This window comes from Pedobacter kyonggii, from assembly GCF_004310665.1.
Lineage (GTDB): Bacteria > Bacteroidota > Bacteroidia > Sphingobacteriales > Sphingobacteriaceae > Pedobacter > Pedobacter kyonggii.
The window spans coordinates 14277-36754 of record NZ_SIXF01000003.1 but is presented as its reverse complement, the minus strand read 5'-3'; the positions used below and the strand labels follow the sequence as shown (position 1 = coordinate 36754).

21 protein-coding genes are annotated in these 22478 nt (G+C 38.7%); 11 read left to right on the top strand and 10 right to left on the bottom strand.

Going from position 1 to position 22478, the window contains the following annotated elements; translation table 11 throughout:
* Positions 1-153: 153 nt before the first annotated feature.
* The 8 genes from EYS08_RS04480 to EYS08_RS04445 all read left to right on the top strand — a co-directional run bounded on the left by EYS08_RS04480 (position 154) and on the right by EYS08_RS04445 (position 6427).
* Positions 154-843, top strand: coding sequence for a CAP domain-containing protein (locus tag EYS08_RS04480; protein WP_131028660.1), 690 nt, complete (start codon positions 154-156; stop codon positions 841-843).
* Between the two features lie 218 nt (positions 844-1061).
* A complete protein-coding gene (locus EYS08_RS04475; protein ID WP_131028659.1) occupies positions 1062-1574 on the top strand; it encodes a GtrA family protein in 513 nt (170 codons plus the stop codon).
* A 579-nt stretch (positions 1575-2153) separates the two neighbouring features.
* Positions 2154-3935: an aromatic amino acid hydroxylase gene (locus tag EYS08_RS04470; RefSeq protein WP_131028658.1), complete on the top strand. Its 1782-nt coding sequence runs from the start codon at positions 2154-2156 to the stop codon at positions 3933-3935.
* Between the two features lie 31 nt (positions 3936-3966).
* Positions 3967-4221: a hypothetical protein gene (locus EYS08_RS04465; RefSeq protein ID WP_131028657.1), complete on the top strand. Its 255-nt coding sequence runs from the start codon at positions 3967-3969 to the stop codon at positions 4219-4221.
* A 93-nt stretch (positions 4222-4314) separates the two neighbouring features.
* Positions 4315-4578 carry a PIN domain-containing protein gene (locus tag EYS08_RS04460; RefSeq protein ID WP_165456374.1) on the top strand — a complete coding sequence of 88 codons (264 nt, stop codon included), beginning with the start codon at positions 4315-4317 and terminating at the stop codon, positions 4576-4578.
* A gap of 60 nt (positions 4579-4638) precedes the next feature.
* Entirely contained in the window at positions 4639-5340 is a 702-nt protein-coding gene (locus tag EYS08_RS04455) for an SDR family oxidoreductase (RefSeq protein ID WP_131028655.1), read from the top strand.
* 50 nt (positions 5341-5390) lie between these two features.
* Positions 5391-5765 (top strand): DUF4870 domain-containing protein, encoded by a 375-nt coding sequence (locus EYS08_RS04450; RefSeq protein ID WP_131028654.1) that lies wholly within the window; start codon positions 5391-5393, stop codon positions 5763-5765.
* A 116-nt stretch (positions 5766-5881) separates the two neighbouring features.
* Positions 5882-6427 (top strand): C40 family peptidase, encoded by a 546-nt coding sequence (locus EYS08_RS04445; protein WP_131028653.1) that lies wholly within the window; start codon positions 5882-5884, stop codon positions 6425-6427.
* Position 6428: 1 nt separating this feature from the next.
* Here EYS08_RS04445 and EYS08_RS04440 read toward each other — a convergent pair whose 3' ends face one another.
* The 4 genes from EYS08_RS04440 to EYS08_RS04425 all read right to left on the bottom strand — a co-directional run bounded on the left by EYS08_RS04440 (position 6429) and on the right by EYS08_RS04425 (position 9846).
* Positions 6429-7034, bottom strand: a complete 606-nt coding sequence (locus tag EYS08_RS04440; protein ID WP_131028652.1) for a YdeI/OmpD-associated family protein — start codon at positions 7032-7034, stop codon at positions 6429-6431.
* Positions 7035-7058: 24 nt separating this feature from the next.
* A complete protein-coding gene (locus EYS08_RS04435; protein WP_131028651.1) occupies positions 7059-7946 on the bottom strand; it encodes a flavin reductase family protein in 888 nt (295 codons plus the stop codon).
* Between the two features lie 381 nt (positions 7947-8327).
* Entirely contained in the window at positions 8328-9323 is a 996-nt protein-coding gene (locus EYS08_RS04430; RefSeq protein ID WP_131028650.1) for a fumarylacetoacetate hydrolase family protein, read from the bottom strand.
* A gap of 67 nt (positions 9324-9390) precedes the next feature.
* The gene (locus EYS08_RS04425) at positions 9391-9846 is read right to left on the bottom strand and encodes a hypothetical protein (protein ID WP_131028649.1); all 456 of its coding nucleotides are present in this window, start codon (positions 9844-9846) and stop codon (positions 9391-9393) included.
* A gap of 282 nt (positions 9847-10128) precedes the next feature.
* Between EYS08_RS04425 and EYS08_RS04420 the strand changes: the two genes are divergently transcribed.
* The 3 genes from EYS08_RS04420 (at position 10129) to EYS08_RS04410 (ending at position 13381) form a co-directional block, all read left to right on the top strand.
* Complete coding sequence (locus EYS08_RS04420; protein ID WP_131028648.1) at positions 10129-11295, top strand: homogentisate 1,2-dioxygenase; 1167 nt, start codon at positions 10129-10131, stop codon at positions 11293-11295.
* A gap of 145 nt (positions 11296-11440) precedes the next feature.
* Positions 11441-12571, top strand: coding sequence for a 4-hydroxyphenylpyruvate dioxygenase (gene hppD / locus EYS08_RS04415; protein ID WP_131028647.1), 1131 nt, complete (start codon positions 11441-11443; stop codon positions 12569-12571).
* 357 nt (positions 12572-12928) lie between these two features.
* Entirely contained in the window at positions 12929-13381 is a 453-nt protein-coding gene (locus EYS08_RS04410) for a hypothetical protein (protein ID WP_131028646.1), read from the top strand.
* Positions 13382-13449: 68 nt separating this feature from the next.
* Here the strand turns inward: EYS08_RS04410 and EYS08_RS04405 are convergent, their stop codons facing one another.
* The 6 genes from EYS08_RS04405 to dnaE form a co-directional block, all read right to left on the bottom strand.
* Entirely contained in the window at positions 13450-13968 is a 519-nt protein-coding gene (locus tag EYS08_RS04405; RefSeq protein ID WP_131028645.1) for a DsbA family protein, read from the bottom strand.
* A gap of 3 nt (positions 13969-13971) precedes the next feature.
* Positions 13972-14433, bottom strand: coding sequence for a redoxin domain-containing protein (locus EYS08_RS04400; protein WP_131028644.1), 462 nt, complete (start codon positions 14431-14433; stop codon positions 13972-13974).
* Between the two features lie 66 nt (positions 14434-14499).
* Complete coding sequence (locus tag EYS08_RS04395; RefSeq protein WP_131028643.1) at positions 14500-15417, bottom strand: DUF58 domain-containing protein; 918 nt, start codon at positions 15415-15417, stop codon at positions 14500-14502.
* Positions 15418-15944: 527 nt separating this feature from the next.
* Entirely contained in the window at positions 15945-17162 is a 1218-nt protein-coding gene (locus EYS08_RS04390) for a PQQ-dependent sugar dehydrogenase (protein ID WP_131028642.1), read from the bottom strand.
* A gap of 127 nt (positions 17163-17289) precedes the next feature.
* Positions 17290-17610: a thioredoxin gene (gene trxA, locus EYS08_RS04385; RefSeq protein WP_029275428.1), complete on the bottom strand. Its 321-nt coding sequence runs from the start codon at positions 17608-17610 to the stop codon at positions 17290-17292.
* 177 nt (positions 17611-17787) lie between these two features.
* A complete protein-coding gene (gene dnaE / locus EYS08_RS04380) occupies positions 17788-22221 on the bottom strand; it encodes a DNA polymerase III subunit alpha (RefSeq protein ID WP_131028641.1) in 4434 nt (1477 codons plus the stop codon).
* Between the last annotated feature and the right edge of the window lie 257 nt (positions 22222-22478).

Sequence of the window (22478 nt, the reverse complement as noted above, 5' to 3'; positions counted from 1 at the left end):
AAGATTAATTTTTTTGTGTTCTTAGTGTCTTAGTGGTTATTTTTTGTCGTAGCTCGTCAACGCTAACCGCTAAACGCCATACGCTAAATACGACCTAAATCCCCGACAGAAAAATAATCTGCATTAAAAGACGTTATCCATGAAAATCATCCTATGCTGAAAATACTTCTACCTTCTTTGTTTCTCTTAATTTTTATTGGCCAGGTTAGTGCCCAAAAATGGACTGATGCCGAATTCCGCAAAGCCAATACCGCAGCTAATGCGTCCTACTTAAGCAACGAAGAAAAAAACATTGTGATGTATATGAACCTGATCCGCATTGATGGCGAAAAGTTTTATTATACTTTTCTGGAAGATTACATCAATAACTACAATGCTAAAGTGCGGAAATACAGAAATTACAATGAACTCAGGATTACCAGAAACAATTCCTACTACACTTCTTTACTTAAACATTTGCGTGGCGTAAAAAACCTGATGATGTTTTATCCTGATGATAAATTAACATCATTAAGCAGGAGCCATGCACAGGATTTAAACAGGAATAATCTCGATACGCACGAAAGCAGTAACGGAGATAAATTTTCTAAACGATTATCCAGATACTTCCCTAATAAGGCCATGAGCGAAAATATCGATTTCGGTTACTCGAACAGTTTAGATATTGTTTGCCACTTATTATTAGATTGTGGTGTACCTTCCCTCGGCCATCGCTTTAATTTACTCGATCAAAAACACAAGCTTAATACCGTTGGTGTAAGTATACAGCCCCACCCTTCTTATACCTGGTGCGTGGTGATTGATTTTGTTGCACAATCTGCTTCTTATGCTAATAATCAGTAAATCGATAAATTATCTCATTACAGTAGCAATAAAAATTTAATTGTAAATTGCGCCCAGTAATAACGGTTGCACAACAAATCGCATATTTCAAGGCCACCACGTCCTGCTGAACTCGTTTCAGCATCTTTATCGCAGGAAAGATCCTGAAATAAATTCAGGATGACGACCGCTTATGCAATTTGGTGTAGCCCAATAATAACAACGAACAGTTTTAAGTAATGCGTACAGTAATTTTAGCCGTAATAGATTTTTTTTACCCTCCTTTTAAAAAATTTATTTCCTTACATAATTTCAGATATCTGGCCACTGGTGGCGGTACTTTGCTGTTAGGGATCTTAAGTTATTATTTTGCTTACTTTTTCATTTTTAAAACCGAAGAAGTAGATTTTGGGGTAATTGTACTTCAGAGAGAAACCGCATCGCTATTGGTCGATTATGCCGTTGCTATTCCAACCAGTTTTTTGCTTAATAAGTATGTGATATTTACTCATAGCGAATTAAAAGGGAGGGTTCAGCTTTTTAGGTTTTTAAACCTTCAATTCATTAACATACTGGCCAATTATGTTTTATTGAAGTTTTTGTTGGAACTTTTAAGAGATTATCCAACTTTAGCAATGCTTTCGAGAATATTGGTTTCGGTTTTAATGGCGCTTTTCAGTTACCTCTATCAGCACTATTTTACCTTTAGCGTTAAAAAAATTGGCGGTAAAAAGGAGGAGAAGAAGCATTAATAACCTTCAGTAATTGTTTGTCTCGGAGGCACCGTTCAAAGATCTCTCCTCCGAAGGAGTTCCTTTGGAACACTCCGTGGTGCTTCGGCCGAGAAGATGACTTTCTACCGGATTTGTTATAAATTGCTTTTAATCTTATCCTTTTTTTTGGAAAGCAGTTACAGGAGCATTTCGGTTTCTTCAGTCCCGCCTTTAATCAAGTCCTCACTCGTACCTCGCTCCGGGCTTTACGTTCCAATCTGGTTTAAATGGCCACGGCATTACTCTTATTTTCGTTTTTTTAGCAACATGCAGAAAAAACAAGGCTCATCAGTACAAACCTTTGTTTATAAACGGGATGGAAGCGGTATCCTTTTGCTGTCAGCCTGAGCGGAGTCGAAGGGCAGCAAAAGATATAGCAAACAGCCCGACCGAACCTCACCGATGAAATGATGACTTAACTTTTCTAGTGATTAATCTATCATTTTAACCACTCGAAACCTTTATTACTTTCGCCTGTTAATTTATCCAACCACTTTCTTGATAAGATAAAAACAACATCATAACTTAGCTGCCGACCAACTTATTTTCAGATTAACCATGAGCCATTTTAATGATTTTAATAATGCGCAGGTAGCAAAATTGCCCAATCATTTAAAGCAATTTATTGTTGCCCAGAATTACGAAAAGTACACGCCGATCGATCAAGCGGTGTGGCGTTACGTGATGCGCCAGAATTATAGTTATCTTAAAAATGTTGCTTATTACCCTTACATAAAAGGTTTACAGCGAGCGGGTTTGAGTATCGAACACATTCCAGATCTGCAGACAATGAACGATAACCTGGGTAAGATTGGTTGGGGCGCTGTAACTGTTGATGGCTTTATTCCGCCAGCAGCATTTATGGAGTATCAGGCTTATCGCGTATTGGTAATTGCTGCCGATATCCGCCAGATTAATCACATCGAATATACACCTGCACCAGACATTATACACGAAAGTGCTGGCCACGCCCCTATTATTGCCGATACGGATTACAATAATTATTTAAGTTATTTTGGCTCGATTGGCGCAAAAGCTATGTTTTCTGCTAAAGACTTTGAGCTTTACGAGGCCATTAGGAAACTATCGATTCTGAAAGAAGCCATAGATGCAGATGAGTTTCAGATTGCCAAGGCAGAAAAAGAGCTGCGCTACATCAGCGAAAACATGGGCGAACCTTCTGAAATGGCTTTACTTGGTCGCTTGCACTGGTGGACGGTTGAGTATGGTTTGATTGGTACTTTAGAAAACCCAAAAATTTATGGCGCGGGTTTGCTTTCTTCTATCGGTGAAAGTGCAACCTGCATGCAAAATGATGTGGAGAAACTTTGGTACAATATCGATACGATTAACTACGCTTACGATATTACCAAGCCACAACCGCAGCTTTTTGTAACCGAAACATTCCAAAATCTGATTGATGTTCTGGAAACCTTTGCCAATACCATGGCCTTTAGAAAAGGTGGAACAGAAAGTATTATGAAAGCAATTGCGTGTAAAAATGTAGCCACAGCGGTTTATAGTTCGGGCTTACAGGTAAGCGGTGTATTTACCGATATTGGTGTGGGTACAAAAGATGAGGTAACCTTTATTAAAACAACCGGTCCTTCGGCATTGGCATTTAAGGGAAAACAATTGGTAGGCCATGGAAAAGATTACCATGCTGATGGTTTTTCGTCTCCTGTTGGTCGGTTAAAAGATGCAGTAAAATCACTGGAAGATTATAGCATAGCTGAATTACAGGCTTTAGGGATAATTACAGGTGAAAAAACTGAACTTTTATTTGAAAGCGGCATTAAAGTAACTGGTATGGTTAAGGACATTATTACGGAAAGCAACAAGCTCCTTTTAATTGCCTTTAAAGACTGTACAGTTACAGAGCGCAACGGGAATATCTTGTTTAAACCCGAATGGGGCATTTATGATATGGCCATAGGCGAAACCATTATTTCAGTTTTTAATGGAGCTGCCGATAAAGACGCTTATGAAGAGATTACATTAATTAGTAACGAGAAAACGCATCAGATTACTTATGATGATAAGACTTTAAAACTGCACGATTTATACCAAACGGTTAGAGAGATTAGGGAAAGTGGCGAAGGTTTGGATAAGCTTGCCGAAATTTTTGCACAACTAAAATCGAACCATAGGCAGGATTGGCTTTGTGCATTGGAAATTCTGGAGATTATCTACCACAAAAAGATTTATCATCAGTTGGAAAAGGAAATTCAGGTTTATCTGGAAATAAAAGCTGGCAGGGAGCTTGATCATACGAAATTGATCAGCGATGGCTTACATGTAATTAAAAACCCGGTAAGCCAGTTGATTGTGGGGGATTGATTTATCTCTTTAATTTCATTAACTTTACGTTATGACAACCATCACAGTACAAGTAGATAACGAACAAAATGCTGCGCTTCTCGAAAAGATGCTTAAGGCATTATCTTTTGTAGAAGATGTTGATATAAAAAACCATCAGCCAAATCTGGTGGAAGAGCCAAAAGGATCGTACCAGAAGTTAAAAAAGGCAATTGATAATACTGAAGGCAACATTATGTTTAAAGACATTAAAGATCCGTCTAAATGGCAAAGTGATTTAAGAGATGAGTGGGAACGTAATATTTGATACGAATATTGTTATCTATTTATCTAAAAACTTTTAGCTCCAGAAAAAGTATTTACAGAAAATATCATGTATTCTATTTCCATAATTTCAAAAATGGAATTACTTGGGTATGCATTTAATAGCAATCTTGAAGAAAACTATATTAGCGAACTAATAGATTCTTTAAACGTTGTACCTTTAAATGATGCCGTAGTAAATATGACTATTGCGATAAGAAAAAACAATAGGATAAAACTGCCCGACGCAATTATTTATGCTACAGCTCAAGTAATGAGCGGAAAACTTTTAACAAATAATATTGCTGATTTTGAAAAAATAAATGGAAATGTTGAACTCTTTAACCCACTGAATTTATAAAACGTTTAGTTCTTATCAATTTAAACCTTTTAACTTTACAACAATTTTTAACTTTTTTTAATGAACATTATAATTACAGGTGCAAGTAGTGGAATCGGTTTCGAAACTGCTTTAGAGTTTAGCTTACAGAAAGAGAACAAAATTGTAGCCATTGCCCGATCGGCAGATAAACTGCGTAAACTCTTAGAAATTGCTAAAGGCATTAATCCAGACTGTACACTTTTACCAGTAGAATTTGACATTGTAAATGATGATTACGCTGCATTAGTTCCATTTTTAAAGGAACGATTAGTATCTGTTGACATCTTAATTAACAATGCAGGGGCCTTAATTAATAAACCTTTTTTAGAAACCACAGAAATTGATCTGGGCGAAATGTTACAGAGCAACGTGATTTCACATTTCAGGATGATTCAACATATTTTGCCTCTAATGCAAAGCGGAAGCCACATTGTAAACATCGGTAGTATGGGTGGTTTTCAAGGGAGCGTTAAATTCCCAGGGCTTTCAGCTTACTCGGCGAGTAAAGCAGCGCTGCACACCTTAACTGAATGTCTGGCGTTCGAGTTAGCTGAAACAGGAATCAAAATCAATTGCCTTGCATTAGGGTCTGCACAAACAGAAATGCTGGAAGCTGCTTTCCCTGGATACCAAAGCCCGGTTATGGCCTTCGAAATGGGGAAATATGTTGCCGATTTTGCTAAAACCGGACATAAATTCTTTAATGGCAAGATTTTACCTGTTGCAGTTACCACACCATAATATCCATATTATTTAGTAATTTACATGCTAAATCGAAAACTAAAAAACCTATGGAAACAAACTCACCTTTTAAAACAGTCGACAATGGAAAAAATGCCGCAATAGTAAGCTACTTTTGGTTTATTGGATGGTTAATTGCCTATTTCGCCATGTATAAAGATAACCAGACCGAATTAAGCCGATATCATTTAAAACAGACACTGCTGTTCCATCTGGCATCAACCGTTTTGAGTTGGGGTTTAAGCTTATTTTTAATCCCTTTAATTTTTGCGACTGGCTTTATAGATGCTGTTTATATACTCCGGATTGTTCAAATTGGATTATTCGTATTGTGGATTATCGGATTAATTGCTGCAATACAGGGGGAAAAAAAACCTATTCCATTAATTGGTGAAAGAGCACAAAGCATGTTCCCAAGTATTTAATCGAAAACAAAAATTTTAGTCAGAAGTCCAGGCAAATTGTTTGGACTTTTTTATTTGCACTCATTTTCAACATTTTAATCGACTTTGGATATTTTTTATATCTTTGGCTCCTACATATGAAGAAAATAATAGTCCCGATTGCGTTTTTCATTTTGTCTGCCACGGCAGGAAAAGCCCAAACCATCATCCCGGCCCAGTACCAGGAGTTAGTTAAAAAGCTCGTTGCCAGCCTACCTAAAGAGGATAAATCATCAAACAATTCCTCAGCTAAGCAATCTGAAAGTTTAATCGAATTTGCTAAAAGTATGTTAGGTATCCCCTATCGTTATGCAACAAGTAATCCTAAAGTTGGCTTTGATTGTTCAGGTTTTGTAAGTTATGTATTCAGTAACTTTGGTTTTAAGGTTCCGCGTTCTTCACGCGAGTTTAGTGCAACAGGCAAAGAAACCAGTTTAGAAAATGCAAAGGTTGGAGATGTACTTATTTTCACCGGGAGCAATTCTAGAGTAAGAAGAATAGGACACGTGGGCATTATTTATTCGATTGACGAAAACGGGATCAAGTTTATCCACGCTTCTTCGGGCAAAGCACATGGGGTAACAATTACCGAGTTTAACGGCCATTATAAGGCCCGTTTCATGAAAATTGTAAGTATTATATAACTTACTTTTTATATTTCCACATTCTTGTTTTACCTTCTGCAAGCCATACCAATGTGGTTACCAGCCTTTTCTGCCTGGTGGTTTCTGTTTTAGCTTCTTCAAGCCACAATACATAATCTTTCTTATTGGAGGTGCTAAAATTCTGAAAAACCGCTAATGCTTCGGGATCTTCCTGCAACGCTTCCATTAAATACTCTGGGACAACCAGTTCTTTCTGCGCTGTAGATTTCGATTTTGCTGGCAATTTTACATTGTTTTCGTTTAACTGAATGGCATGTTGAATATATGCAATAAGAATTTCATCTGGAGGTAAATCTTCCAAACATGTTATTTTGCCCAATAAACCCATCGCTTCAGTACGTTCTTTAAAAATTCCATACTCATCTTGCATTAACGATCCTTTCCAAAAACCAAAAGCGCAATGGTTTTTAAAGGAGGCCATGTGGCAAACCGTACCTTTGAAATCAAAAAATGGCATGCTCCACTTCATTTTCTCTTCAATCCGTGCATCGGCTTTATGAACCAGATTCCTTAAATGATCTAAAATAGGAATAGCAAATTCTGCTGAATTAATAATGTACTGATCTACCTGAACAATTGTATGCATAGCTTAAAAATTACATTAATAAATTTAAAGTAAAACTACCTTTAAAGCAAGTTCTACCGCTCCGTTATGAAGAAACTTTTTTGCCAGTTCGTGCAGCTCTCTTTCGCGGTTAGTTGTATCACCTATGGTAGCATCGAGCACTTCTTTTACTTCTGCATGGGTACTGATCAGGTCGATTTCTTCATCGCTTGGTAAATGTTCAACGTTTCCCAGCATCCCAAGGTCATTTCCTGATAATACTTTAGAAAAACGCACCGAATGTGGTAAACGGTCTACGCCAATACCCAGTTTAGCCAGGGGTTTGGCTACTTTAAACAAATTATCGTTCGTAATCCTACAATACCAATCGCCTCCTAAACGGGCTACGAGGTCGATCTTTTGCTGATCGATCCGACCGTTTTCATCTAAAATAGCTTCATTAATATGGATTACTTTTATTTCAGCCAGCACGAGGTTTCCTGCCCCATGATGATCACCTAATGAAATCACCTCATTTACAGCACATTCAAACTGCACTGGTGCTTCGGCAACCCTTGGTGGCCGAACCAGATCAGATTTCAACATGGTAAATCCTGCTTTCTCGAATTCGTTTACGCCTTTGGCATATTCGGTACTGGCCAAACTCATTTGCTGCACCATATCGTAGTTTACAATATTGATAACGCATTCTTTAACCTGCAGTACATTTTCAAGGCTATGTTTGGTGGTATTATCACGCACCCTCCTCGATGGGGAAAAAATACAGATCGGCGGATTCGTGCTGAACATATTAAAGAAACTGAAGGGGCTTAAATTAATGTTCCCTTCGGCATCGATAGTTGAGGCAAAGCAGATCGGTCGCGGAGCGATGGCATATTGCAAATAATTTTGCAGCTCTACGGGCGTTAAATCTTCGGTTTTAAGTGATACCAAAATTTTAATGATTAAATTTTATAATTATTTTTTTTGGAAAACAAATGCAGTGGTTATTGGGAAACAGCAGTCCCGCTATACGCTATATTCCCGATGAAAAATCAGAAGATAACGCTACTATCGGGTTTAGTTAACAAGGTTAGCCTAAGTAATTTAAACCGTAATCCCTTTTGATGATATTGTTTCTTTGGGTTTTTCGCAACGGTCGTCATGTTGAACTTGTTTTACAAGTAGAAGTAGCATTTTCAATTGTCTTGTAGCTACTACGTGGTCAGTATCTAATCAGATAGATCCTGAACTGAATTCAAGATGACGACCGCTTTAATAATCTGGCATTAAATAAATTAATTTCTAAATAAGTATAATCAATTTAAAGCCCCTTTATTTCTTCAATGCCAAAATCGAAAAATCGGTATCTGCTTTAGTAATTGTATTGGTTAAAGCACCAAGCCCTGTTATTTCCATTTCCACAACATCACCTGGCTGTAACCACTGTACTTTATAATTTGGATCGTTAAGCAAACCAGTCCCGTTTAACTCCAGGAAACAACCCGTACCTACTGTTCCTGAACCAATTACATCCCCTGGAAGAATATCTACACCGTAAGCGCAACGTTCTATAATTTCGGCAAAAGTCCAGTCCATATCAGCGGCATTTCCTTTCGAAACTTCGATGCCATTTACCCGGCAGGTCATTTTAAGATCGTAAGCATTACCAACATGCCCTTCTTTAGGTGCAACTTTATATTGCAATAATTCATCAGGCGTTACCAGCCATGGGCCAATTACAGTAGAAAAATCTTTTCCTTTGGCTGGGCCCAAATTCAACAACATCTCTTCCATCTGCAAGGTACGGGCACTCATATCGTTCATTACCATATAACCGGCAATGTATTCATCAGCTTCAGCAGCTTTAATATTTCTACCTTTTTTACCAATAACAATAGCAATCTCTAATTCGAAATCCAGTTTATCAAAATGGTCTGGCATACATTCAATTTCTCCAGTACCTTGAATAGCGTTGTGATTGGTGAAATAAAAGATTGGATACTCATCGAATTGAGGGATCATATCAACCTTTCTATTTCTACGTGCCGCAGCAACATGCTGTCTGAAAGCGTATCCATCGCGACAGCTGGTAGGGTGCGGAACAGGCGCTAAAATCTCGTAAAAAATTTCTTCCTTAGCGGCTAAACTACCATCTTTTATTTGATCGTCTATCCTTTTTGCTCTCTCCATTAACACTTCGCCACCTTGCAAAAACGTACTCATATTATCTGGAAGCAATTTATCGCAACTATTTAAGTTATAAATATGTCCGTTGATAAATATACCAAGATGCTCCCTGTCTTCGGTTTTATAAGATACTAGTTTCATATATGATTTGGTTAAATACGCGGTAAAGCTAAGAAATTAGGCCATTCAAAATAAAACTTAAGCGTTATTATTTTAACACAGTATATTTCTGAAGGTTTGATTTAATTAAAGGAAAATCTTTTGCCTGAAGTGCTTTATAATGTTTTTTGTTGGAGAGTAATCCACCCAGTAATATTCCACCAGATACCCCAACAGGCACTCCTGCAGCAATAAGCACTACCGACTCGACCAGTTTATCGCTTTTTGCAGCCAATACAAAAAATGTTAAACCTCCGGCAATGGCCAACGGTGCAGCTATCCCTTTACGATGAATGTATAATGCACTAATACTATCGGCACTTAATTTTAAGGTATCCTTCCGGTTTCTGATAATTGTTAGGCCATCATCCGCTGCAGCGTAAAAGGAGCCTCTTGTTGCATTTCCACTTCGGTCTATAACCCTAATGGTGTACTTGGCCGTTTGTTGTGCGAAAGCAGCACAGCTCAAGGCTAAAAAAATTAAGCATGTAAAAATAAATCTCATCGGGATGATCGTATAGTAAGTAATTAAAGGTAATTAAAATTTCAACTTTTAAATAAAATACTTACCTTGGTGCCATTAAAACCATGATCTTAAAAGCATTACATATTAATCTAGTAAACGACGCTATTGCGGCCCGTCGCTATAAGATGCTATCCAAGCTGATCATGGCTCAATATTCTCTGTAATTTTTGCTTACCCTTTCTTTTTTAATTGAAACGCATTACCGTTTTAATTGTTAATTCATTAGGATTTTTTCTTTTCTAACCATAACATCATTTTATTATGCCTATTTATCATAAATTGGGGCAAATTCCAGCTAAACGTCACACGGTTTTCCGTAAACCTGATGGAAATCTTTATGCCGAAGAATTGGTATCAACCGAAGGTTTTTCGAGTTTATATTCATTGGTTTATCATTGTCATCCGCCAACCATTGTAAAACATTTAGGCGAAGCATATAGTGTTGAGCCAAAAATTGCCCGCGAAAAACACCTGAAACACACGAGTTTGATCGGTTTCAATATTAAACCTGAAGATGATTTTCTAAAAAGCAGAAAAGCCGTCCTGGTAAATAGCGATCTACACATCGTTTTGGCAGCGCCGAGAAAATCGATGACCGATTATTTCTACAAAAACAGCCAGGCCGACGAGATGATCTTCGTACATGAAGGTTCTGGAAAGCTGAAAACAGGATTCGGAGAAATTAAGTTTGCTTATGGCGATTATCTGATCATCCCGAGGGGAACCATTTACCAGATGGAGTTTGATACAGAACAAAACAGACTGTTTATTGTAGAAAGTTTCAGTCCGTTAAGACCACCAAAAAGATATTTAAATCAGTTCGGACAGTTAATGGAACACGCACCTTACTGTGAGCGTGATTTAAGACTACCTGAAAACCTGCAAACCTTTGATGAATATGGTGATTTTAAAGTGCTGATTAAAAAACAAGGGTTAATTTATCCGTATACCTACGGTACACATCCTTTTGATTATGTAGGCTGGGACGGTTATCATTATCCATATGCTTTCTCTATCCACGATTTTGAGCCGATAACAGGCCGTTTGCACCAACCACCACCGGTTCACCAAACTTTCGAAGGACATAATTTTGTGGTTTGTTCTTTTGTTCCCCGCAAATACGATTATCACCCTGATTCTATTCCTGCGCCTTACAACCATAGTAATGTAGATAGCGATGAAGTGCTTTATTATGTAGATGGTGATTTTATGAGCCGTAAGAGCGTGGTTAAGGGGCAGATTACCTTACACCCTGGCGGTATTCCACACGGTCCACATCCCGGTACGGTAGAGAAATCGATAGGAAAAGAAAAAACTGATGAGCTGGCGGTGATGATCGATCCTTTTAAACCTTTAATGCTAACACAGGATGCCTTGGATATCGAGGATGAAAATTACCATAAAAGCTGGCAGATTAACATAGAGTAAATAAGTCGGAAATCTTTAGACCGAGGTCCGAAGAAAAAGAGCAGAAAATTGGGCAGCAAGCAATAATCCAACATTCAAACTTTACAATAAAAACAACAACACATCCGACTTCGGACCCCCGACCTCGGACTTAATAACAACAACAATGGAAACACAAACATTCGCAGAAAAAATATCAAAAGCACCAGATTTTCTGCCTATTAACGGAACAGATTATATAGAATTTTATGTAGGCAACGCTAAACAAGCGGCTCACTATTACAAAACCGCGTTTGGGTTTCAAAGTTTGGCTTATGCCGGACCAGAAACTGGTGTACGTGATCGTTCATCATATGTATTGCAACAAGGTAAAATCAGATTGATCTTAACTACGGCATTAAAATCAGATCATCCAATAGCAGAGCATGTAAAAAAACATGGCGACGGGGTAAAAGTATTGGCCCTTTGGGTAGACGATGCCTATAATGCCTTCAAAGAAACCACAAAACGTGGTGCGAAACCCTATCTGGCCCCTCAAACTTTAACGGATGAAAACGGAGAACTTAAGATGAGTGGCATTTATACCTACGGCGAAACTGTACACATGTTTATTGAGCGTAAAAATTATGACGGACCCTTTATGCCGGGTTACCGTGTATGGGAAAGCGATTATCAACCTGCCGATGCTGGTCTTTTATATATCGATCATTGTGTGGGCAATGTAGGCTGGAACCGCATGAACGAGGCTGTACAATGGTATGAGGATGTAATGGGTTTTGTGAACATTTTATCTTTTGACGATAAACAGATTAACACCGAATATTCGGCTTTGATGAGTAAGGTAATGAGTAATGGAAATGGCTATTCTAAATTCCCAATTAACGAACCCGCCGAAGGCAAAAAGAAATCGCAGATTGAAGAATACCTGGAATATTATGAGGGCGAAGGTGTTCAGCACATTGCTGTTGCCACTAAAGATATTGTTAAAACGGTTAAAGAACTGAAAGCCCGTGGTGTGGAATTTTTAAGTGCACCACCAGAAGCCTATTACGATATGATGCCGCAACGCGTAGGTAAAATTGATGAAGAAATAGCATTACTAGAAAGCCTGGGCATTTTGGTTGATTGCGATGAAGAAGGCTATTTGTTGCAGATTTTCACTAAACCAGTTGAAGACCGCCCAACCCTTTTCTTCGAAATTATTCAGCGTAAAGGCGCACAAAGCTTTGGTGCAGGCAACTTTAAAGCCTTATTTGAATCGTTAGAACGCGAACAGGAATTGAGGGGAAATTTATAGTATTGTCAGTCAAATAAACGAAAGAGGCTGTCTTAAAATGACAGCCTCTTTCGTTTTCACTTTCGCTTGTAACATAAGCAACGCATATGAATAAGATGAAGTTTTCTTCACTAAAACTTCATAATTGAAGTGCACCTTTGATATAACAAAACACGAAGCGATTTCAATTTTGTTAAATTCTAAAAACTCATAATTAGTTTTTTAGTTTTCCGGTTACCCTTATCTGATACCTCATGTATTGCAAAATACATGAGGTTTTTTATGTAAAATCCTTCACCATGAGGGCATAAATTATGCAATAGGTTTATTTAAAAAAAAGCAATAACTTACGGTTATTGAACCACAACAACTCAAATTATGCTTACTAAAGAATTAGGAATATTAATGATTATCTGTTGTGGAGCTTTGAAAATGCCATTTCAGGAAATAAGTAAACAGATAAAGCAGGGTAAAATTACGGCTTTTCAAAAACCTGAATCATCAAAATCAATGTTAAATGATACCACTAACAGGCGAAACACCGTTTACGTGAAAGAAGTCAAATATACACACAATAGCGATTCAGGTACATTTGCCAAAATCACGATTAAAAACACAACTAAACAATTAATAACTGATATTTCTTTTTGTCTGGATGGTTATGTGGCTAAAGGCTGCAATAAAGCATATAATATAAAGCAGAAGATGAACCTTAAGCCTAATCAATCATTCATCATTTCCCAACGCTTAGCTAAGGATGATTGTGAGGTTCACGTGATCAAAAGCCTTCGCTTCAAATACAATATAGAAGTTAACTTTTCGCTCGACTAAAAGAGGCTTGCCCTATAAATTACTAAGCTTGTATATAAAAGATTGATTGCCACCGTGCATGTTTTATCTTATTCGGCACTTTCTTTAAGCATCTGGTACAAATCGGTTGCGCCTCCGTCAAACTTGGTTCCGTTTACATAAAACGAAGGTGTTCCGTTTACGCCACTCCTTACACCGCTATCAAAATCATCTTCTATTTTGCCTTTGATTTCTTTCGAAGTGCTGTCTTGCTGAAACTGCTCCAGGTCTAAACCAATCGTTTCGGCCAGTTCATCGAACAGCTCACCATTTAAACGGTATTGATTTTCGTACAGTGCATCGTGCATTTCCCAAAACTTACCTTGTAAACCTGCTGCTTCTGCAGCAATGGCAGCCGGAAAAGCAAACTCATGAGCATTCGCCAAAGGAAAATGACGGAAGATAAATTTGATCTGATGACCGAATGTTTCTTCAATTTCCTTCATAATCGGGTAGGCATTACCACAATATGGGCATTGATAATCACCAAACTCGACAATGGTTACACTCGCCGAATCATCGCCTTGGATGTGATCTTGATCGTTTATTTCAGGTTTTAAGGTACTCATAGCTTATTTCTTATCTAATTCCTCCAATGCGTCTAAAATTCCATCAGCGCCAGGGTTAACAGCTATTGGCGACAAATAACTCCAGGCAATTTTCCCTTCTTTATCAATTACAAAAAGTGCCCTTTTGCTTTCGCCAAGTTCTTCATCGTATACACCATAAGCTTTTGACACTTCGCCTTTTGGTTCAAAATCGGCCAAAAGTGGAAAATGCAGTTTTCTATTTTCTTGGAAAGCGAGGTGGCACCAAACACTATCAACAGAAACACCAAAAATCTGCGCATCATACTTATTAAAATATTTTAGCATTTCGTTGTAAAGCGCCATTTGGTCGCTGCATACGGGGCTCCAATCGGCAGGATAAAAAGCCAGGATAACATTTTTACCTTTAAAATCTTTAAGTTTTATTTTCTGATCGGGAGTAGCATTCAATTCGAAATCTGGTGCTGTAGCGCCTTTTTCTAACATATTAAGGAGTTTAAAATTTAAATCATTTAATAAACAACGCTGAATCTGTGTTGTTTGCAACAAATTTTAGCCTAATTTTTGCCTTTTGATTAAGTAAGACTGAAGGACAGGGTAAAACCCATCGTTCATATCGGCATCAATTAAGTCGATTTTATATTGGGCGCATTTTAGCGCAATCTGCTGTCGATACGAGGAAACCGCCGCTGTATAATTGTCCTTTACCTGATTGGTATGTACTTTAATCGTTTCGCCGGTTTCCATATCGATAAACTGGTATGGACGGTTTTCAAAATTGAAATCAACTTCTTTTGATTTATCTACCACGTTAAAAACCACCACTTCATGTTTGTTGAATTTTAAATGCTGTAAAGCATCAAAAAACCCGTCCGTTTTATCTGTGCTGGTTTGTGTATTAAAAAGATCGCTAAAAACAATTACCAATGAACGTTTATGAATCAATTCGGCCACCTGGTGCAAAGCTTCACTTAAATTAGTCTGTGCATTTACCTTGGGTTTATGTAACAGTTCTTCTAACTGCGTAAACAAATATTTCTGATGTACGGTAGTAGACTTTGCTGGCGAATTTAACAGTATTTCATCTGTAAATAAGCTTAAACCAAAGGCATCACGCTGTTTCTTCAACAGGTACATCAAAGATGCAGCAGCCTGTATCGAGAAAATCAATTTGTTATTCTTCGGTTCAGGAAAGTACATTGATGAGGAAACATCAATCACAAACTGGCAGCGCAAATTGGTTTCTTCTTCAAAACGTTTACTATAAAGTTTATCGGTTTTGGCATATAATTTCCAGTCGATATTTTTAACATTATCGCCATTATTATACTGGCGGTGCTCTGCAAATTCGACCGAAAAGCCATGAAATGGACTTTTATGCAGTCCGGTAATAAAACCTTCTACCACTTGCTGTGCAAGCAATTCTAAATTACCATAGCTTGTTTCGTTTTCGTAGTTTACAGCCTGCATATGGTAAAGCTAATAAAAGATTTATAAAAAAAACCAATCATGTTTCAGAAAGCTTAACCAAACTGTCAACTGAGAACTGCTAACTGATGTGGGCGTTCCCAAGCTACACAAGGGTCTGGCTTTGCAGGGCTGCGCTACGCTCCGGTACCGATGAAGAATTGGTACTGAACCCTTACAATCCCTAACGCTAACCACCCCGCCCTGCGGGCACCCCTCCTTAAAACAAGGACGGGAGTAATCAACGCCAGAAAGGCAACCCAGCCCAAGTACCACCAAACCTAATTAATTTAAACCTGATGGCAGCGGCAGCCCCGAAGTATGAGGGCTACAGCGAACAGCAGGACTGAACAAACCCAAGCACGACTAAAGCACCTTTCCGAATAAGTTCATATTATTTTAACAGCCCCTCCTTAAAACCCCGATGAAAAGCTGAACCCCACATTTCCAAAAACAAATAAAATGATTTAAAACAAAAAATCCCGAGCTCAATAAATGAATTCGGGATCTATATTTTATAATTACTTAACTTACTTCTTAGCTATTCTAAACAAGTGGCCATTATCGGTTACCGAATAAAGCGCTCCATCCTTTCCTTCTACCATATCGCGGAAACGTTCACCTTTGCCTTCCAGCAATCGCTCTTCGCCAACAATTTTATCATCTTTTATTACCAATCTAATAATATGAGAACCACCCAAACCGCCTACAAATAAATTTCCTTTCCATTCGGCAATGCTGTTACTATTGTAAAATGCAATACAGCCTGGCGAAATACTTGGATTCCAGTAGTAAACAGGCTGCTCCATCCCTTCTTTCTGCTGAATACCATCGCCTACTTTTTTACCACTGTATTCTGTTCCGTAGGTAATAATTGGCCAGCCATAATTTTTACCTGGTTTAATAATATTCACCTCATCGCCACCTTTAGGGCCAAATTCGGCTTCCCATAAATCACCGGTTAAAGGATTAATGGCTAAACCATCTGGATTCCGCAATCCATAGGCATAAATTTCCGGTTTTGCATCTGCTTTGCCGGCAAATGGTCCGTTCGCCACAGCTTTACCATTGGTAGTAAGGTGTAAGATTTTACCCAAAGAAGAATTTAAATACTGCGCCTGAATTCTGATATCGCTACCCGAGCGTTCTCCTGTACTTACAAATAAATTGCCGTTTTTATCGAAAACAATTCTTGAACCGTATTGAAGTTTACCGCCATATGCTGGTGTAGCACGGTAAATAATGGTTTGGTTCTCTATTGTAGTTTCATTAGCCGCCAATTTACCTTTGGCAATAGCCAGTAAAACACCTTTGTCCTGAGGCTCTGAATAGGCCCAATAAATCATTCTATTTTTAGCAAAGTTTGGGTCTAAGGTTACATCTAATAAACCACCCTGTCCAGAAGCATCTACCTTAGGCAAACCAGTTATTTTTTTACTTAATTTCCCATCTGGTGTAAGAATCACCATGGTACCCTGCTTTTGTGTAATTAGAAAACCACCGTTCGGAAGAACTGAAATAGCCCATGGATTTTCCAACTTTTCATTTATAATCTTAATATCCAGAGGGGTTTTGGTCTTTACGCCCGCAATTCGGGTCTGCCCTGCAAATGCTGGCTTATAATCTGCTGATGGTTCGTTCGTTTCAACAGGGTTTTGCGCCGATACACATGCAATATTTGCACAATTGAGGGCTAAACCTGCCAATAAAACACCTAAAGTTTTATTGTTAAATAAGTTAATAGACATGATTGTTAGTTTTTTATTAAAGAAACAAAATTATGTTTGCAATAAAAAACCCAAATTCATCAAATGAACTTGGGTTTTAAATATGTTACAAGCCTTTAGGCTTTGGTTTTTCTGCTTTAAGCTTAAACTAAGCCAATTGCTTGTTTAGTTTTTCTGCTAATACTGATTTTGGAACAGCACCAACTTGTTTGTCAACAACCTGACCATCTTTAAAGTATAATAAAGCAGGGATGTTGCGGATACCAAACTGCATTGAAATTTGAGGGTTGTTATCAACATTTACTTTTCCAACTACCGCTTTACCATCATATTCTTTAGCGATTTCTTCTACTACAGGACCAACCATGCGACAAGGGCCACACCATTCTGCCCAAAAATCTACTAATACGGGTTTATCTGATTTTAATACAAGCTCCTCGAAGTTTGCATCTGTGATTTCTAATGCCATAATTATTTTTTTTATGTTCAAATATATGTATTCAATTGTAATGCCAACCCATTAGTAGTGTCAATTTGACATTAGGTAAACTCTTCTATCCGCACGTCACCCTGAACTTGTTTCAGGGTCTATCACGATTAAGATGCTGAAATAAATTCAGCATGACGCCTCAAGAACACCTTATACCTAGTTCAACTTGTAATTTACAACATTAAGCCCGAGTAATTGTTCTAAAAACTTATTGTTTGGATTTATTTTAAGATTTTTTGATGGCATATCCAACATAATCTCTTTTTCCCGATCAAAAATAGCGAAGTTAAGTTGGCAGTTTTGTTGCTCCGAGTTTGCCTTATTGTCTGCTAATATGGCTTCGATCTCGCGCATCAGTTGATCGTTAACCCGCTCGATTGGCACCTGGATAGTTAAACTTTTAGCTAATTTATCCCTCAGCTCAGACATTAAGTTAATTGCAGTAATTTTAAACTCCCAATCGCCTGCTTTACCGAAACGCTCACCAACCCTACCCCTAATCTGCAAGAAATATCCTTCGGTTAAAAATGATTTAAATTTTAAAAAATCTTCCCCGAACAGGGCCATTTCACTCGCATCGTCGTAATCTTCGAAAACAAAAGTACCAAATGGCTTACCCGTTTTGGTAATCCTTTGTGATGCGGTTACCACAAGTCCGCCTACACAAAGCTCACGGTTTTTCAGCTTTTCGAATTCGGCCAAAACCTCTTCATTATTATCGCCCATGCGTACCTTATTAATGATACTCAGCTGTTTAACGCCATGGGTACAGAATTTATCGAGTTCGAGTTTATAATTGTCTAAAGGGTGGCCAGAAAGGAAAATCCCAATGGCATCTTTCTCGTACTTTAACCTGTCCATTAATGCCCATTCTGGCGAAACTGGCAAACTTGGCTCTAAAATAAGATCTGCTTTCGAGCCACCGAATAAGGAAGCTTGTGACGTACTTTCATTATTCTGAAAATCGTTGGCATATTTGATAATCTTTTCAATGCCATTCATTTTATCATTCGGGCCGATATAAAAATACTGCGCCCTGTGCCCTCCAAATGCATCGAAAGCACCGCTGTAAACAAAACTCTCGTAAGCTTTTTTATTTACAATGCGGGTGTTAGATCGCTTAGCGAAATCGTACACATTACCATAAGGGCCATTTGCCAATCTTTCTTCGATAATACTTTCTACCGCCTTTTCACCCACACCCTTTACTGCCGACATACCGAAGCGGACTTCGCCTTTGGCATTTACCGAGAATTTGAGGTCAGATTCGTTCACATCGGGGCCTAATACCGTAACACTCATCTGGCGACACTCTTCCATAAAGAAAGCTACCTGTTTAATATCACTCATGTTATTGGACAGTACTGCAGCCATATATTCGGCAGGATAGTGTGCTTTTAAGTATGCCGTTTGATAGGCAATCCATGCATAACAGGTAGAGTGCGACTTGTTGAAGGCGTAGGATGCAAATGCTTCCCAATCTTTCCATATTTTTTCTAAAGTTGTGGCATCGTGACCTTTTTCAGCCGCTTGTTTCACAAACTTTGGTTTCATTTTATCCAGAACGTCTTTCTGTTTCTTACCCATCGCCTTACGCAGCACATCGGCTTCACCTTTGGTAAATCCAGCTAGTTTCTGCGACAAAAGCATTACTTGCTCCTGGTAAACGGTAATTCCGTAAGTTTCTTTCAAATACTCTTCGCAGGCATCTAAATCGTACTTAATTTTTTCCTCGCCATTTTTACGGCGAACAAAACTTGGAATATACTCCATCGGGCCCGGGCGATATAGTGCGTTCATCGCAATTAAATCGTCGAAAACCGTTGGTTTCAGCTCTTTCATGTATTTCTGCATGCCCGGACTCTCGTACTGGAAAATCCCGATGGTTTCACCTCGCTGGAAAAGCTCATAGGTTAATACATCATCAATTGGGAAATTATCCGGATCGAGATCGATGCCAAACCGTTTTTTAACCAGTTTTACGGTATCTTTTATCAGGGTTAGGGTTTTTAAACCCAAAAAGTCCATCTTTAATAAACCCGCGCTTTCTACAACCGAGTTATCAAATTGGGTTACATATAAATCGGAATCTTTTGCGGTAGAAACGGGAACGAAATTGGTAATATCGCTTGGTGTAATAATTACTCCGCAGGCATGAATACCGGTGTTCCGTAAAGAGCCCTCTAAAATCTGTGCCTGTTGAATGGTTTCGGCACTCAAATCTTTTAATGCGCCAAGGTTTTTCAATTCAACAACGCGTTCATATTCATCAGGGCGCAAAGCTTCTTTCAATGTTTTCTCATCCAGCGTGAAGATTTTTGCGAGCTTCATATTCGGGATCAGCTTGGCAATCTTATCTGCTTCAAAAAGTGGCAAATCCAATACCCTTGCTGTATCGCGGATGGAAGATTTGGCAGCCATGGTTCCATAAGTAATAATCTGCGCCACCTGGCTTGAACCGTATTTGCCAATTACGTATTCCATTACACGGCCACGACCCTCATCGTCAAAATCGATATCAATATCGGGCATGGATACACGATCGGGATTTAAGAAACGCTCAAAAAGGAGATCGTACTTAATGGGATCGATATTCGTGATCCACAAACAATAAGCCACCACCGACCCTGCTGCAGAACCACGGCCAGGCCCTACCGAAACATCCCTGCGACGGGCTTCGGCAATAAAATCCTGAACAATTAGGAAATAACCCGGGTAACCGGTTTTTTCAATGGTCTGTAATTCGAAATCTAAACGCTCGATAACTTCAGGGGTTAACACGCCATAACGTTTTTTGGCACCTTCATAAGTAAGGTGGCGCAAAAATTTATTTTCCCCACGTTTTCCTCCATCGGCCTCATCTTCAGCCACTAAAAATTCGTCTGGAATATCGAATTTAGGTAAGAGTACTTCCCGGGCAAGTTTGTAGATTTCGATCTTATCTACAATTTCTTTAATATTTACAATCGCCTCCGGTAAATCAGCAAAAAGCGATTTCATTTCGTCACCAGATTTGAAATAATATTCTTGATTGGGCAAACCATAACGGTAACCGCGACCACGGCCAATTGGTGTTGCCTGTTTTTCGCCATCTTTTACGCACAGCAAGATATCATGCGCATTTGCATCCTTTTTGTTAATATAATAGGTATTATTGGTAGCCACTAATTTAACAGCATGCTTTCTAGCCAGCGCAATCAACGATTCGTTTACACGGTCTTCATCTTCCTGGTTGTGACGCATTACCTCCACATAGAAATCGTCACCAAACATGTTCTTCCACCATATCAGCGCTTCTTCAGCCTGGGTTTCGCCCATGTTTAAAATTTTGTTAGAAATCTCTCCGGATAGATTACCCGATAAAACAATAATATCATCTTTATACTGTTCAATTACTTCCCTATCGACACGTGGAACGTAATAAAAACCTTTGGTATAAGCGATAGAAGACATTTTAGCTAAATTGTGATAGCCTTTTTTATTCTTCGCCAACAGCACCATCTGGTAACCGTTATCTTTTGCGGTCCGGTCTAAGTGATTGTTACAAACAAAAAATTCTACCCCAACAATCGGTGTCATTACCACTTCTGTTGGGCGCTCGCCCGCCTCAATTGCGGCAGCATTTTTTGCTTCGGCAGCTTTGTTATGGTTTAAAACATGGTTTACAAAGTGGAAAGCCCCCATCATATTCGCATGATCGGTCATGGCTACCGCAGGCATTTTTTGTGCTGCCGCAGCTTTTACCAGATCGGGAATACTGATGGTACTTTGTAATACAGAAAATTGAGTATGGTTGTGTAAATGAACAAAAGTTGCTGCAGCAAGTTCCTGCTTGTTTCCTGCGAGCTCCTGTTTCGAAATCCCTCCGCCCTCAGCTTTTTGTAAACGCTTGCGGATTTCATCAGAAGCAGCTTTTAAATTGATGTGTTTTAAACCAACTCCTTCAATCGTAGCTGGGTTTACTTCTCTAAAACGAGGAAAATATTCTACGTCAACCTGTAGTTCTTCTTTTTTAAAAACCTCTCTTTTTACCAATTCCAAGAAACAACGTGTAGTTGCTTCCACATCGGCAGTTGCGTTGTGGGCTTCGTTAAAAGGAACGCCAAACAAATAAGAATGTAGCTCGGTTAAGGTTGGCAGTTTAAACCTTCCGCCCCTACCTCCCGGCAATTGTAAAAGCTGGGCGGTAACTTCGGTACAGGTATCTAGCACAGGCATCTCGGCCAAACGGTTAGCTATACCAAAACGGTGAAACTCACAGCCCATAATGTTTACGTCGAAACCAACATTCTGGCCTACAATAAATTTGGCCTTGTTTAATACTTCGTTAAACTTGGCCAGCATTTCGTCGAAACCGATACCTTGTTCGGCAGCAAGTTCGGTAGAAATACCATGTATCCGTTCCGCATCGTACGGAATATTAAATCCCTCTGGCCTAACCAGATAATCCTGATGTTCAACCAATCTCCCCATCTCATCGTGTAGTTGCCATGCAATCTGTATACAACGCGGCCAATTATCCGTATCGGTAATGGGTGCATTATAATTACGTGGCAAACCAGTGGTTTCAGTATCAAAAATTAAGTACATATTGTGCAGTAAAGAATTAACCGTTTCAGAATAATAACGGTTCTTCAAAAATAAGGAATTTGAGGGTTGAAGTTGTCAGGATTTTATCAACAAAAATATAGTTGACAAACCTGATAGGTTTTTTAAAGCACATTATCAAGCCTATTCTTTTTTGACCCTTTTATTTTTTCGGAAATGGTGGTGCAGTTTTTCATCGGGGTTTTCAGTCCCGCTCTCCGCTTTACTTCGTTGCACTACGTGTTCGCTCCTATCGGGTT